Here is a 15,774-nt window from a genome sequence, read left to right as displayed (position 1 = left end):
TTAAAAAAAGATTGATTAAACAAAACTTCACAAAGTGAGGACGGGTGATTCATAAATGAAAAATGGTAGTACAAAGTCTACACGTACCATTTCTATGACAAGTGCAATCGTGTACTTTGTCATTTCATTAATTATTAATTCTGCTGGTAACGTTTTAACCCTTGTTTCAAGTTCAAAGGTTCATCCAGCATTCTTAGGTTCAGCTTACTGGACTGCAGCTGAAAGTAATTTAGGGCATATGATCTTTGGTATGAATAATCCAGCAGCCTTATTTTGGGCATTCTTTGGATTAGGTCTTATCATTACCTTCGTTAATATGATCTTAGTTGGTAAATTTAGTTGGAAACGCCTTATTGGAAACATTTGTTTCTTAGGACCTTTCTCTCTATTGATTCAATTCTTCTTCAATATATTTGATAGTCATTTTCCTACAGCTCATGGAATTGGAATGATAATTTTCTATATTTTCTTGAACTTCTTAGGAGTCACATTTATTGGGGTTGCAATTTCTATTTACCAACGTGTAAATATCGCATTGCATCCAGCCGATGATTTAATGCAAATTTTACGTTTTAAGTATTGTAACGGTAATGCCGTAAAAGCGATGTGGTTATCATATATTCCACCTACAATTATGGCTATTATTGCCGCATTCCAATTTGGATTAATGAACTTTGGAATTGGAACCATTTTTGCTTTCTTATTCCAAGGAGCAATTACTGGTTGGTCCGATAAGAAGATCTTCCCAAGTTTGAAACACCAAGCAATTGATGTTGGTAATGTTGGTGAAGTTACTGATGATCTTAAGAAAAAAGATTCTGAAGCAAAATAATTAACAATGAAAAGTCCTGGAGGAGTTCTTTCAGGACTTTTTATTATTATATTGAGAAGATTTGCCTTTTTTTAAAATTTCAATTATGATATTAACAACTATATTCTAAAATAAAGAGGAGGTGGATTAGATGTTAGGACAAACAAAACAATTTTTAAGAGAAAATGGTTATTACTATAAAAAAAGTTATATTAGACCAATGATGGTTCCAGATAATGTATATGTCTTTCATTTTGGTCGAAAACGGTTAAAGAACCGTCTAATTGTTAGATATGGTCATCGTTGGACAGGTCGTCAAAAAATTAATGAAATCGATTTACGCCTCCATAAACAAAAACATCCACGAGTTTTTAAAAATGAATATGAGTTATTAACTTATTTAAAGACTCATTTACTTCAACATGAACGGAAGTTGGCAAAGAAAAGAGCAAAAGCAGCCAATGAACGTGAATTGAATCAAGCTAAAGTACAGGGTGAAATGACTGAATAGGTAAAAATAGCAGAATAAGGCGCAAGTTGATATAATTAAATCAACTCGCGCCTTTTTACATAAAAGTGATGGAGGAATACTAAGCAATGAAATGGCAAGAAATAATTGTTGTAACAAGTAATGAAGCTCAAGCAGCTGTGAATAATATGTTAATGGAATTTGGAGCTAGTGGTATTCAAATCGATGATCAACAAGCACCAATTCAAATTCATGGATTTTTTCCGGAAACGGTTTCATTAGATAAGATTATTGATAAATTAAAAATGCATGTTGATTCTTTGAAACAATATGGTCTGAATCCGGCACCTGCAAAAGTTATTCCACATCAAATTACTGATAATAGTTGGCAAACGGCGTGGGAAAAATATTATCATCCAACTAGAATTACCCATTATCTAACTATTGTGCCAAAGTGGGAAAATTATAAACCAACCTCGAAAGATGAACATATTATTGAATTAGATCCAGGAATGGCGTTTGGAACCGGGACTCATCCTACAACAATTTTAACTATTCAAGCATTAGAATCGACTCTTTTAGGTGGGGAGTCAATTTATGATGTTGGAACTGGTTCTGGAGTGTTAAGTATTGCTGCGAAATGGATGGGAGCAGGCAAAATTAATGCTTTTGATGTGGATCAAGTTGCTGTTGATTCTGCCCTTTTAAATCTTAAAATGAATCCAGTTAGCCGAGACGTTGAGGTAAAAGCAAACAACTTATTAGATGGAATAACTGATAAAGTGGATGTTGTAGTTGCGAATATGCTTCCAGATGTTTTGGTTCCAATGATTCCCCAAGCGTCAAAATGTTTAGCAAAGGATAGTAAAATAATTTTAGGTGGAATTATTCAAGACAAATTACCACTTATCAAACAACATCTAAAAGATAATCATTTTAAAGTAACCCAGATTTTCTTAATGAAAGATTGGTGCTCATTGATTGCAGTTAAAGAGGAAGGATAAATTTAGATGCAACGTTATTTTCTTAATGAACCGTTATCAACTAATGAAACGATTCCAGTTCCAAATGAAATTAAACAACATTGGTTAAAAGTGATGCGTGCTCAAATTGATGATCAAGCTGAGTTTGTTGATTCTAATCACAATGTTTATATTGCAAAATTAGTTCAAAATGATGATCAACCTAAAATGAAGATCCAGAAAGAATTAAATAATAATGTAGAACTTCCAATAAAAGTAACGATTGCATGTGGATTACCTAAAAAGGATAAAGCCGAATTAATTACAATGAAAGCAACTGAACTAGGTGTTGATCAAATTATTTTTTTCCCAGCTGATTGGTCCATTGCAAAGTGGAATGGAAATCGAATCAATAAGAAATTAACCCGTTTAGAAACGATTGCAGTTAATGCAGCCCAACAGTCACATCGAACGATAGTTCCAGAAGTAAAATATTTAAAATCATTAAAGGATATTTTAGAATTACCTTTTGATCAAAGAATCGTTGCTTATGAAGAATCAGCTAAACAAGGTGAAAAAAGTGCGTTTAGACAGGTGATTGACACAATGAGAACTGGTCAATCGTTATTAGCTATTTTTGGCCCAGAGGGTGGAATTTCCCCAAATGAAATTCAAACAATGGAATTTGAAAACGTAAAAAAAGTTGGATTAGGTCCAAGAATATTAAGAACTGAAACTGCACCATTATATTTATTATCAGCAGTTTCTGCATTTAGTGAATTAAGTTAGGGGATGAGAACGTGTCAGAAACACCAGAATCAACTTCGCAGGATGTTTTAAAAATTGTTAAGGGTTATATGAATGATCAAGATTTTCAGATGGTTAAAAAAGCATATGAATTTGCCGCTGATGCACATAAAGATCAACGCCGTAAATCAGGTGAACCTTATATCGTTCATCCTATTCAAGTTGCTAAGATTTTAGCTGATTTGCATATGGATGCTGAAACCGTGAGTTCTGGTTTTTTGCACGATGTTGTTGAAGATACCCCATATACGTTAGAAGATATTCAAAAAGAGTTTGGTGAAACCGTTGCAATGATTGTTGATGGAGTAACAAAACTTGGTCAATTTAGGTATAAATCACATAAAGAGCAATTGGCAGAAAATCATCGTAAATTATTATTGGCAATGTGTAAGGATATCCGAGTGATGATTGTTAAATTAGCGGATCGTTTGAATAATATGCGAACGTTAAAATATTTGCCGCCTGAAAAACAAAAAAGAATTGCAAACGAAACAATGGAAATTTATGCCCCATTAGCTGATCGATTAGGAATTGGAGCAATCAAATGGGAATTAGAAGATCTTTCTTTGCGGTATTTAGAACCCGAGGATTATTATAAAATTGCTAAATTAATGAACACTAAGCGAAATTATCGTGTAGAGTACATTAAAGAAGCTGTTGATATTACAAAAAAAGAACTTGATAAATTAAAGATTCCATATGAAGACGTTTATGGTCGGCCTAAACACCTTTATTCTATCTATCATAAGATGCATGATAAGCACAAACAATTTAAAGAAATCTATGATTTATTTGCCATTCGGGTAATTGTAGATAGTGTGAAAGATTGTTATGCTGTTCTAGGGGCAATCCATGCTAATTGGAAGCCACTTCCTGGCCGTTTTAAAGATTATATTGCAATGCCAAAGTCAAATATGTATCAATCTCTGCATACAACAGTTATTGGCCCTGAAGGTAGACTTCTGGAAATTCAAATTCGAACTGTAAAAATGCATCAAATCGCCGAATATGGGATTGCTGCACATTGGGCTTACAAAGAAGGCGTATCCAGTGATATTGAAAGCGGTGAAGATAATAATCGTTTGAATTGGTTCAAAAAGATTATTGAACTGCAGGAAGAAAACAAAGATGCCTCTGAGTTTATGGACAGTGTTAAAGGGGAATTATTTGGTGATCATGTTTACGCCTTTACACCAATGGGTGATGTTCTAGAACTTCCTAAGGGAGCTGGCCCCTTAGATATGGCGTATACTATCCATACCGACGTTGGTAATCATACAACTGGAGCGAGGGTAAACGGTAAAATTGTTCCACTAGATTATCAAATTCAAAATGGAAATATCGTTGATATTATGACGTCTAATTCGGCAGAACCAAGTCGAGACTGGGTTAAGTTAGTTTCAACTAGTAAAGCACGGCATAAAATCAAGCAATTTTTCCGTAAACAAGATCGAGATCAAGCAATTGAACACGGGCGTCAACAACTAGAAAAAGATATTACTGAAGCTGGCTATGATTTTCATGATGTTTTAACTAGAGAAAACATTGATAAAGTCGTAAAAAAGTTGCATTGCAACAGTGAAGAACAATTATATGCTGGAATCGGTTTTAGTGATTTGCAAACTGACGGAATTATTCATCAATTGACTTCTAAGCAGCGTGAAAATGCTGAAAAAGAGCGTCAAGCCAATGAACAAAAGAATTTACTAGAAAATCATCAACGGGTTGAAAACAAGAGCAATCAAAAGGCATCGAGTGAAGGTGTGATTGTTGAAGGAGTCGACAACTTATTAGTCCATCTTAGTCACTGTTGTTCACCAATTCCTGGAGATAAAATTGTTGGATACATTACGCAGGGGCGGGGAGTATCTGTCCATCGGATTGATTGTCCTAATATTAGAAGAGCAGTTGAGACGAATGATCGGATCATTAGCGTAAAATGGGCTAATGACCATAATTTAAAGGCGGTTTATAAATCATCGTTAGAAGTCCAAGGATACAATAGAGATGGTTTTATTAACGACGTTTTACAAGCAATTAATTCTCAAGGTCGTGAAGTGATCTCAATTGAAGCTAAGACCGATCATGATGGCAAACTGGTCTTAGTTACAGTTGAAATTATGATTGCCAATGCTCAACAGGTAGAATTATTGATGAATCATTTAAAGAATATTCATAATATTTATGCAATTAAACGTCTGTTCAAATAATTAGATGGGAGACAGAAATGCGAATTATTTTACAACGAGTTAATCATGCTCAAGTTACGATTGATGGGGAACTTCATAGCCAAATTGATCGTGGTTATTTATTATTAGTGGGAATTCAAGATAGTGATGGAAAAGAGGAAATTGACTATTTAGTCCGCAAAATTTCCAATTTACGACTATTTGAAGACGAAAACGGGAAGATGAACTTATCCATTGATAAAATTAACGGAAGCATCTTATCCGTTTCTCAATTTACACTTTATGCTGATACGCGGCATGGAAACCGGCCATCCTTCACTAAGGCAGGAAAACCTGATTATGCAAAAAAAGTTTATGATGATTTTAATGCAGCTTTAGTAGCAAATGGAAATGACGTTAAAACTGGTGTTTTTGGTGCTGATATGCAGGTCGAATTAGAAAACGATGGTCCAGATACAATTATTTTTGATACAGATAATAAATAGGTGAGATTGTGAATATTATTTGGCAATTAAACGGTTTAGTTTTTAATACGGATGATTTGATTATTGATTCTTTAGAAGCGACATTAACTGATTTTGATATTGATGAATTAGAGTTTGATCCAGAATCCGAATTAAGCGTTTTAAAAAATAATTCATTATTGAGTTTATTAAAACAAATTAGTGCAAATTTTGGTTTTAATTTTTCAAAATTTGAGAAACGTTTTCAATCTAATTTAGCTGAGAATTACGATAATGTTCAATTGATGCCTGGAATGAAAAATCTTTTGCAAAAAATGAATTCCAGTGGATCGACAAATTATTTATTTGGGTTCGACGTACCACCTATTAACGAATCAATAAATGGATTGAAAAAAGATGGCTATTTCGAATTGATTACGATTAATAGTGAGTATAACAGTAATAATAACGAAAGAACGGCCTTGAATAATTTATTAACCAAAATCAAAAGTAATGATCAAGGAACTTACTTTATTGTTAGTGATGAAATTGGAGTTCAAGTCGGTCAAGAATTAAATCTTCAAACATATCTTTTTGATCCAAATGGAATGGTTAGAACTAATATTTCAAATGATGAAGTTTGTTTTTCGATCGATGATATTGAATCAAAATTAAAAAGTTAATTAGCTTGACTTTTTTTGCTAATTCAACTATTCTAAACGTGTTATATATAAAACCGTACAAAGAAGATTAGTAGGAAAAGTCAGTAGCTTAGAGAGCATCTGGTTGGTGAAAAGATGACGTTCTGATGTTTCAGAAGACACTTCTGGAGGTAGCGTTTTTTAACGCTCGTCATTTAATGACGTTATCTAGAGAACCAAAAAAGGTGGTACCGTGCTTTTTGCGCCCTTGTCAAAATATTTGACAAGGGCTTTTTTGTATAATTAGGAGGTTAGCACTATGAAATACCAACGCCCAAAGGGGACTGCGGATATTTTACCTGGTGATTCTGAAAAATGGCAATATATAGAAGATACAGCACGAATGTTATTTTCTGATTATTGTTACCATGAAATTCGAACACCAATGTTTGAAAATTATGAGGTATATTCCCGGACATCTGGGGACACTTCAGATATTGTAACAAAGGAAATGTACGATTTTAAAGATAAGGGTGATCGGCATATTGCTTTACGTCCAGAGGGAACGGCAGGAGTAGTTCGTGCTTTTATCGAAAACAAATTTTATGGACCTGATTATCCCAAGCCTGTAAAGCTATACTATATGGGTTCAATGTTTAGATATGAACGGCCTCAATCTGGTCGGCAACGTGAATTTCATCAGATCGGTGCAGAAGCCTTTGGAAGTGATGCACCAGAATTAGATGTTGAAGTGATTGCAATGGCATTAGATTTTCTTGATCAATTAGGGGTCAAAGGAATGCGTGTGGCAATCAATACTTTGGGTGATGAAGAAACTAGAAAGAATTATCGCCAAGCATTGTTAGATTATCTAGAACCACATTTTGATGAATTAAGTAAGGATTCTCAAGTTCGTCTTCACAAGAACCCGTTGCGAGTTTTGGATAGTAAAGCACCAGAAGATCAAGAATTCGTATCAAATGCCCCATCTATTTTGGACTATTTATCAGAAGATTCTAAGAAACATTTTGATAAAGTTACTTCAATGCTTGATTCGTTGGGAATTGAATATGTTGTTGATCCTGATATCGTTCGTGGATTGGATTATTATACACACACCATTTTTGAAATTATGGTTCAATCAAAAGCATTTGGTAAAGGCTATACTACAGTTTGTGCTGGGGGTCGTTACAATGGTTTAGTTCAAGAATTAGGTGGTCCAGAGATTCCGGGAGTTGGATTTGGATTGGGTGTTGAACGACTTGTTTTATTAATGGAAGCAGAGGGACTCATGTTTCCTAAATTTAATTCCCTTGATGCTTATGTTGTCGGTATTGGTGATGATACTGATGTTGTCGTTTCTAAAGTTGTACAAGCGCTTCGGCATTCTGGATTAGCCGCTGAACGTGATTATATGGCTAAAAAACCTAAAGCTCAATTTAAGATGGCTAATAAATTAGGTGCCAATTATACCTTAACGATTGGTGACCAGGAAATGGCTGATCATACTGTTCATGTTAAGTCGATGGAATCTGGTGAAGAAATCACCGTTCCCCTTGATGACGTGATGAATAACTTTAGTAGTGTTGTAGATAATAACTTTGATGAAGGATAGTGATGAAAATGGAACGTACGACTTATGCAGGATTAGTAAATGAAGACTATTTAGGAAAAGAAGTTGTTCTAGATGGTTGGGTTCAAAAACGCCGTGATTTAGGAAAATTAATTTTCGTTGATTTACGTGATCGTGAAGGAATCGTTCAATTAGTATTTAGCGAAGACACAAGTTCAGAAGCTCTTAAGGTAGCAGAAAAGTTACGGAGTGAATATGTTGTTCAAGTTCGTGGAAAAGTTGTTCCTCGTGCTAAGAACGAAGTTAACTCTGATATGAAGACTGGAAAAGTTGAAGTTGATATTACTGAAGCTAAAATTTTAAATACTGCTAAAACGCCTCCTTTTTACATTCAAGATAACATTAACGTTTCAGAAGACTTAAAGCTTAAGTATCGTTACTTAGACTTACGTCGTCCTGAAATGCAAAAGGGTTTAATGATTAGAAATCGAATCATGCAGTCTGTTCATAGTTACTTTGATAAGAATGGATTTATTGATATTGAAACTCCTGATTTAACCATTTCTACTCCTGAAGGGGCCCGTGATTACTTAGTTCCTTCTCGTTTATACAAGGGTTCATTTTATGCATTGCCACAATCACCACAATTGTTCAAGCAATTATTAATGGGGGCCGGTTTTGATCGTTACTATCAAATCGCGCGTTGTTTCCGAGATGAAGATTTACGTGGTGATCGTCAACCTGAATTTACACAAATTGATATGGAAACAACTTTCCTTTCAGCTAAACAAATCCAAGACATTACTGAAGGTTTGATTGCTAAGGTAATGAAGGATGCCATTAATGTTGATGTTAAACGTCCATTTAAGCGGATTACCTGGCAAGAATCAATGGATCGTTTCGGAACAGATCAACCAGATGTTCGTTTTGGAATGGAATTAAAAGATCTTTCTGATATTGTTAAAGATGTTGATTTCAAAGTTTTTGCTAATGCTGTTAAAAATGGCGGACAAGTTAAAGCAATTGCTGTTCCCGGCGGTGCTGACAAGTATTCACGTAAGGATATCGATAAGTACACTGAACATGTTGAACGTTTTGGTGCAAAAGGTTTAGCATGGGTTAAGGTTACAGATGATGGATTTACCGGTCCAATTGCGAAGTTCTTTAAAGACGAAAGTATTGATAAACAAATTTTAGATCGTACTGGCGCCAAAACAGGCGACTTGATCTTATTTGCAGCTGACCGTTCAAAAGTTGTTGCTGATACATTAGGTTATTTACGTTGTGCAATTGCTGAAGAACAAAATATGATTCCAAAGAATGTCTTTGATTTCTTATGGGTCGTTGATTGGCCATTATTTGAATACGATGAAGGAATTGATCGTTGGGTTCCAGCCCATCATCCATTCACCATGCCAAACGAAGGTGACGAACACTACTTAAATGATGGTGAAGACCCTCATAAGGCACATGCACAAAGTTATGATATTATCTTGAACGGTTTGGAATTAGGTGGAGGTTCTATCCGGATTCACAAACGTGACTTACAAGAAAAAATGTTTAAAGCACTTGGCTTTACAAAAGAACGGGCTGAAAAACGGTTTGGTTACTTCTTAAATGCTTTGGATTATGGTTTTCCACCTCATGGTGGTTTAGCAATCGGGTTGGATCGTTTTGCTAGATTAGTTGCTCAACGTGGGAACATTCGTGATGTGATTGCATTCCCTAAGACTTCTAAGGCTACTGAACCACTTACTGGTGCTCCTGGTCGTGTATCTAAGAAACAATTAAATGATTTAGGTTTGATCGTTCCAAATGAAGATGAATTAGACGACAAACAATAATTAAATTGATGAAAAAGACTGATCAAGTTCAGTCTTTTTTGTTTTATGTAATGCCAGTCGGGCTGTGTTATAATTATTCATGATTTTTTAATAAGGAGATATTACGAATTTATGGATGATGTACAGAAGCTGTTTAAACGCCATCAGTATTTATCACGGGCATCAATGTCTTTGATTTATGCAATCGCGGTTTCAGTAGCAATGAATTATTTTTGGACGCCAGGACATATTTATTCTTCAGGATATACTGGTTTATCACAATTGATAGAAACGGTTACCAAAAGATATTTTCCGTTCGTAATTCCTACGGCTGTAGCATTGTTTGCTGTTAATATTCCGACATTTATTTTGGCTTGGAAACAGATTGGCCATTTATTTACAATTTTCACAGTTCTTTCTGTGTTTTTGGCCAGTTTCATGATTAAAATGCTACATCCAGTTGTTTTAACTAGTGATCCTTTAATATGTGCAATTTTCGGGGGAATCGTTAATGGATATGGAACTGGATTGGCTTTAAAGAATGGAATTTCTACTGGTGGTTTAGATATCCTTGGAATTGTTGTTCGACGAAAAACAGGGAAATCAATTGGAACTGTTAACATCATTTTCAATGCTTTTATTGTTGTAGCCGCTGGAGTTATTTATGGTTGGCCATATGCTTTTTATTCCGCAATTGGTATTTTTATTAATGCAAAGGTGATTGATCTTACGTATACTCGCCAACAATTGCTTCAAGTTATGATCGTTACTGAATATCCACATATGGTAACTGATAGTGTTCAAAATCATCTCCGACGAGGGATTACAATTGTTCATGATGCTGAAGGGGCTTATAATCATAACAAAAAAACGATTTTATTTACCGTTATTTCTAGAGCAGAGATGAATGAATTTGAAACAGCAATGGCGGAGTCTGATCAACATGCTTTCGTAACAATTTCTGCAACAACTAAAGTTTTAGGTCGTTTTTATGAACCAAAGATTAAATAATGTCCCTGAAAACGCATTAATGAGTGTGTTATAATTATTTAGTAATTTTCTTAATTTAAATTTTAATGGGGAATGATTTTGAAAGTATTATATTTATGGTTAATTCGGCTTGTTTCATGCTTTTGCTTTTTTAAAAAGAAAACGAATGTTATCTATATTATGAGTTTTGGCAGTAATCTACACTTAATTAAAGAAATGGCGTCTAGTTTAAGTGATAATCGTCAAATGATTGTTTTATATGATAAGAGAATAGAAGCAGCAGCAACTGATTTAGCAGCATATGGGGTAACAACATACCCGTTTCATGATGGCTTGCATCTCGTGTTTCGTTTACTACCGATTGTATTATCAGGTAAATTAGTTTTCTGTGATAATTATTTCGCATTTTTAGGTGGGATGATTCATTCTAAAAAAATGAAAATTGTCCAACTCTGGCACGCCAATGGAGCAATAAAAGAATTTGGATGGGGAGACCCAACTACGATTCAACGTTCTAAAAGTGATAAGAAACGGTTTCAAGAAGTTTATAACTCCTTTGATGAGTACGTAGTAGCATCACATTTAATGGGAACAGTTTTTTCAAACAGTTATCACGTTAGTGAAAAGAAAATGGAATACTTAGGTTATCCACGTTCTGATCGTTTCTTTAATTCTAAATGGATCAATTCAGCACGAAAACGTGTCTATCGTGTTGCTCCAGAATTAAGGAATAAAAGGGTTATTTTATATGCACCCACTTATCGAGATGGTGATGAAGTTAATTTCAATCCACCTGATAATTTAGGTCAAGCATTAATGGCAGATCCTAATTCTGTAGTAGTTGTTAAGTTACATCCACTTTTAAATAACTTGTCGAATCATCTTCATCAAATCAGTGGTGACCGCATTTATTTTTATGAACAAATTACGACAGCAGATTTGCTAACGGTCACTGATACTTTAATAACAGATTATTCTTCTGTGGCTTTTGATTTTAGTTTATTACCGAATGCCAATTCGATGCTGTTTTACATGTATGATCTTGATGAATACCAAAAGAAACCAGGCTTACAACCCAATCTTTTAAAATGGTTACCCAATCGGCCGATAACTAAATTAAATGAGTTAAGAAAAGCGATTATAAGCGATAAAAAAACTGATTTTACAACATTTAATCAGAAATGGAACACTTATAATGATGGAAATGCTACTAAAAGAGTCATAAAACGTTATATTGATTGATAATAAGGAAGTGTAAGTTTTGAAAGACGTTATAACTTTATTAAAGGAACAAGTTGGTAACTTGGGAATTATGTTCCGAATTTCTAAGTATCAAGATAAATCAGACTACCAAAGTCATTACTTAGGTTTAGTTTGGGAATACTTATATCCATTAATTCAAATTGGTATTTACTGGTTAGTGTTCGGAATTGGATTAAAAAAGGGTGCTACAAGTGGAATTGATTATCTATCTTGGATGGTAATTGGAATCACCCCATGGTTCTTTATGAACAGTGTTACTTTGGATGCGTCAAAAAGTATCTATATGCAGGTTGGGATGGTTTCAAAAATGAAATTCCCAGTTAGCGTGTTACCTTCAATTAAGATTATTAGTAATTTAAGTTCGTTTTGGACAATGTTAATTTTCTCAATTGCAATTGGTTACTTTAAAGGTGGTATCTTACCTAATATCTATTGGATTCAATGGATATATTACTTCTTTGCAATGATTATGTGGCTAGTGGCATTTGGCATTTTTAATTCTACAATGTCCGTTCTGGTTCGTGATTGGCGGATTCTTTTACAATCAGTTATGAGAATGCTTTTTTACATGTCTGGAGTGTTATTTAATTTTGAAACTAACGCATTCCCACCTGCTTTTGTTAGAATTTTACAATTAAATCCATTCTTCTATATTGTTTCTGGTTTCCGTGAATCCATGTTCTCTCAGACATGGTTCTGGCAAAAACCATTATTGACAATTATTTTTTGGCTTTTTGTACTTTTCTTCTTATTAGTTGGATCACATCTTCACTATAAGTTTAGAGCTCGTTTTGTTGATTTAATCTAATATTAGGAGGATTAAAATGTTCAATCAATTAAAGGTACGTTTAACAAAGTTGATTAAATTTTTAATTCGCTGTGGACTCATCGTGATTAACGATGGGTTTATTTGTTTACCGATAAAAAAGAGAATTGTTATTTTTGAAAGTTTTAACGGAAAAGACATTAATGATAATCCAGCAGCGATTTACGAACAGTTGGTTCATGATTACCCATATATGAAAAAGAATTGCTATTTTAGTGTTAAACCAGCGTACTATAATAAACTTCATGCTCAATATCCAGATATTAAGCTATTGAAACGCTTCATGCCAAAGTGGGTTTGGTATGTTGCGAGGGCTGAGTTTTGGGTCTTTAATTCTCGAATGCCTAATTGGTGGTTGAAGAATCATCGAACGAAATATTTACAAACTTGGCATGGAACACCATTGAAAAAACTTGGTGTTGATATCAATAATGTCGAAATTCCAGGAACGAATACTGAAAAATACCATAAGCAGTTTGTAAAAGAAGCTAATCGTTGGGATTATTTAATTGCACCCAATCAGTATTCAAAAAATATTTTTAAAACAGCGTTTCAATTTCATAATCAATTTTTAGATTTTGGATATCCAAGAAATGATGTTTTGTATGTAGATAATAATATTGAATCAATTAATAACTTAAAGAATGAGTTATTGGGTCGTAATGATGTTAAAGTTATTTTATATGCTCCAACATGGCGTGATGATGATTATGTTAAACAGGGACAGTATAATTTCGAATTACCGTTTGATCTTGGTAAGTTTTTTGAAAATGTAGCCGACAATACGATTCTAATTTTACGACCTCATTATTTGGTTAAGGATAAAATTAATATTAAGGGATTTGAAGACCGCATTAAAATAATGGTCAATGAAGATATTAGTTCATTATATTTAATAAGTGATATGCTGATTACCGATTATTCATCAGTAATGTTTGATTTTGCAAATCTAAAACGACCAATTTTATTTTATGCTTATGATTTAAAACATTATCAAGATCAACTTCGGGGCTTCTATTTTAATTATGAAAAGGAAATTCCGGGACCACTAGCAACCGATGCTCAACATTTTTATATGTGGTTAGATAAATATAAAAAAGATGGTAATTGGTCTGAATACAGTGATAAAATGAACGCTTTTTATGATAAGTATTGTAGTTGGGAATCAGGTCATTCAGCAGAAGACATTATTAATAAATTAAGGAGTAGTGAAGAAAATGAGTAAAGAATTTTTAATTGGATCACATGTTAGTATGAAAGCCCCTAAGATGTTTTTAGGATCAGCCGAAGAAGCGGTTAGTTATAAAGAAAATGTTTTTATGACTTATACCGGTGCTCCCCAAAATAGTCGCCGAAAACCAATTAGTGAATTGAAAATTGACGAGGCTTTGCCTTATATTAAAGAACATCGATTGCATCCAGTCGTTATTCATGCTCCATATATCATTAATTTAGCAAATACTAAAAAAGCAACAAGTTTTGAATTTGCAATGGAATTTCTAAAAAAAGAAATTGAACGTTCAGAAGCGATGGGAGCTGAACAAATTGTTCTTCATCCTGGTTCACACGTTGGAGCAGGTGCAGAAGCTGGAATTGCCCAAATTGTTAAGGGGTTAAATCAAGTTATTTCACCAGATCAAAAAGCTCAAATTGCGTTAGAAACAATGGCAGGAAAGGGGACTGAAGTTGGAAGAACATTTGAAGAATTAGCATCAATTATTGATGGGGTGCAAAACAACGATAAATTGTCAGTTACTTTTGATACTTGCCATACTAGTGATGCAGGATACGATATTAAAAATGATTTTGATGGAGTCTTGAAACACTTTGATGATGTGATTGGATTAGATCGTCTTAAGGTCGTTCATTTAAATGATTCCAAGAACCCACAAGGAAGCCATAAAGACCGTCATCAGATCATTGGTTTAGGAACAATTGGTTTTGATGCATTAAATTATGTTGCTCATCATGAAGCGTTAGTGGATGTTCCTAAAATTATGGAAACACCTAGTTTGGCTGTAGAAGGGACAAAACAAAAAATTTCACCCCATGGCTATGAGGTGAAAATGTTAAGAGAACAAAAATTTGATGATAATTTAATTGAAGATATGAAGAACCACGCTCCATTTTAATTGGATGAACGATCGATATTTAGACTTTCCATGATAATGGTAGCAGTTTCCTCAATTGACTTGTTGTAAACGTTGATGCTTAAACATCCCAGTTTTTTATAAAGGTCCTTAGCATAATCCAATTCTTTTTTGATGTTGTTCGAATCCGAATAAGGTGTATCAGGATCAAGACCATAGGAAATCATTCTAGCCCTTCTGATTTTCTTTAGGGCAGTAACTGAATTAGTTAATCCAAAGATCCGTTTTTTCTCAACATCGAAAATTTCTTTTGGTAATTGAGTTTCTGGTGAAATAGGAACATTAGCAACTTTTAAATTTTTATTTGCAAGATAAAGTGATAATGGCGTTTTAGAAGTTCTTGATACTCCTAAAATAACAATATCTGCTTTTGTAAGATCTTGAGGACTTTTACCATCATCGTGTGAAACAGCAAATTCCATTGCGGATATACGATCAAAGTACGTTTCGTTTAAGTCGTGAACGAGTCCCGGAATTCGAGCTGGTTTTTCGTCCACGGCTTTTTCAATTAAATCCAATGCAGATTGTAAGCAGTCGCAACTGTACATGTTATTTTCATCAGTAAAGCGTTTGATTTGTTCACTTAAGTGGTTATCAACAAGTGTGTGGAAAATAATAGCATCTTTTTCCCGTGCCAATTTTAAAGTGCCAGCTAGAATTGATTCAGTTTGAATAAATGGGAACCGTTGATAATTTACTTTTATATTTTGAAATTGAGAGACAGAAATTCTAGCAACAGCAAGTGCCGTTTCACCGCTAGAGTCAGAAATAATAAAAACATTAATTTCTTTTTGATTTTCAGCCATTGATAATTCCTCCTTGATTAA

General features: G+C 34.0%; 15 protein-coding genes. 14 read left to right on the top strand and 1 reads right to left on the bottom strand.

What is annotated here, in order from left to right; genetic code table 11:
- Positions 1-55 precede the first annotated feature (55 nt).
- From AC3B6G_RS01040 to AC3B6G_RS00975, 14 genes are all read left to right on the top strand, one after another.
- Positions 56-832, top strand: coding sequence for a DUF6198 family protein (locus AC3B6G_RS01040; RefSeq protein WP_489848607.1), 777 nt, complete (start codon positions 56-58; stop codon positions 830-832).
- Positions 833-962: 130 nt separating this feature from the next.
- On the top strand, positions 963-1,322 hold the full coding sequence (locus AC3B6G_RS01035) for a hypothetical protein (protein WP_489848606.1): 360 nt from the start codon (positions 963-965) through the stop codon (positions 1,320-1,322).
- Positions 1,323-1,408: 86 nt separating this feature from the next.
- Positions 1,409-2,284 carry a 50S ribosomal protein L11 methyltransferase gene (prmA, locus tag AC3B6G_RS01030; protein ID WP_489848605.1) on the top strand — a complete coding sequence of 292 codons (876 nt, stop codon included), beginning with the start codon at positions 1,409-1,411 and terminating at the stop codon, positions 2,282-2,284.
- 6 nt (positions 2,285-2,290) lie between these two features.
- Positions 2,291-3,031: a 16S rRNA (uracil(1498)-N(3))-methyltransferase gene (locus tag AC3B6G_RS01025; RefSeq protein ID WP_489848604.1), complete on the top strand. Its 741-nt coding sequence runs from the start codon at positions 2,291-2,293 to the stop codon at positions 3,029-3,031.
- Between the two features lie 11 nt (positions 3,032-3,042).
- Positions 3,043-5,259 (top strand): RelA/SpoT family protein, encoded by a 2,217-nt coding sequence (locus AC3B6G_RS01020; RefSeq protein ID WP_489848603.1) that lies wholly within the window; start codon positions 3,043-3,045, stop codon positions 5,257-5,259.
- A gap of 17 nt (positions 5,260-5,276) precedes the next feature.
- Positions 5,277-5,723 (top strand): D-aminoacyl-tRNA deacylase, encoded by a 447-nt coding sequence (gene dtd / locus AC3B6G_RS01015; protein ID WP_489848602.1) that lies wholly within the window; start codon positions 5,277-5,279, stop codon positions 5,721-5,723.
- 8 nt (positions 5,724-5,731) lie between these two features.
- Positions 5,732-6,364: an HAD hydrolase-like protein gene (locus AC3B6G_RS01010; RefSeq protein ID WP_489848601.1), complete on the top strand. Its 633-nt coding sequence runs from the start codon at positions 5,732-5,734 to the stop codon at positions 6,362-6,364.
- A gap of 277 nt (positions 6,365-6,641) precedes the next feature.
- Positions 6,642-7,937 (top strand): histidine--tRNA ligase, encoded by a 1,296-nt coding sequence (hisS, locus tag AC3B6G_RS01005; protein ID WP_489848600.1) that lies wholly within the window; start codon positions 6,642-6,644, stop codon positions 7,935-7,937.
- An 8-nt stretch (positions 7,938-7,945) separates the two neighbouring features.
- Entirely contained in the window at positions 7,946-9,739 is a 1,794-nt protein-coding gene (gene aspS, locus AC3B6G_RS01000; RefSeq protein ID WP_489849548.1) for an aspartate--tRNA ligase, read from the top strand.
- A 111-nt stretch (positions 9,740-9,850) separates the two neighbouring features.
- Positions 9,851-10,729 carry a YitT family protein gene (locus tag AC3B6G_RS00995; protein WP_489848599.1) on the top strand — a complete coding sequence of 293 codons (879 nt, stop codon included), beginning with the start codon at positions 9,851-9,853 and terminating at the stop codon, positions 10,727-10,729.
- Positions 10,730-10,801: 72 nt separating this feature from the next.
- A complete protein-coding gene (locus AC3B6G_RS00990; RefSeq protein ID WP_489848598.1) occupies positions 10,802-11,950 on the top strand; it encodes a CDP-glycerol glycerophosphotransferase family protein in 1,149 nt (382 codons plus the stop codon).
- 19 nt (positions 11,951-11,969) lie between these two features.
- Positions 11,970-12,779: an ABC transporter permease gene (locus AC3B6G_RS00985; RefSeq protein ID WP_489848597.1), complete on the top strand. Its 810-nt coding sequence runs from the start codon at positions 11,970-11,972 to the stop codon at positions 12,777-12,779.
- A gap of 16 nt (positions 12,780-12,795) precedes the next feature.
- The gene (locus tag AC3B6G_RS00980) at positions 12,796-14,022 is read left to right on the top strand and encodes a CDP-glycerol glycerophosphotransferase family protein (RefSeq protein ID WP_489848596.1); all 1,227 of its coding nucleotides are present in this window, start codon (positions 12,796-12,798) and stop codon (positions 14,020-14,022) included.
- Positions 14,015-14,929 (top strand): deoxyribonuclease IV, encoded by a 915-nt coding sequence (locus AC3B6G_RS00975; protein ID WP_489848595.1) that lies wholly within the window; start codon positions 14,015-14,017, stop codon positions 14,927-14,929. Before AC3B6G_RS00980 ends, AC3B6G_RS00975 begins: the two co-directional genes overlap by 8 nt.
- Here the strand turns inward: AC3B6G_RS00975 and AC3B6G_RS00970 are convergent.
- Complete coding sequence (locus tag AC3B6G_RS00970) at positions 14,926-15,753, bottom strand: pyruvate, water dikinase regulatory protein (protein WP_489848594.1); 828 nt, start codon at positions 15,751-15,753, stop codon at positions 14,926-14,928. The genes AC3B6G_RS00975 and AC3B6G_RS00970 overlap by 4 nt on opposite strands.
- Positions 15,754-15,774: the final 21 nt, after the last annotated feature.

Source organism: Nicoliella sp. ESL1149 (genome assembly GCF_058107265.1).
This window is presented reverse-complemented; position numbering and strand designations above follow the sequence as displayed.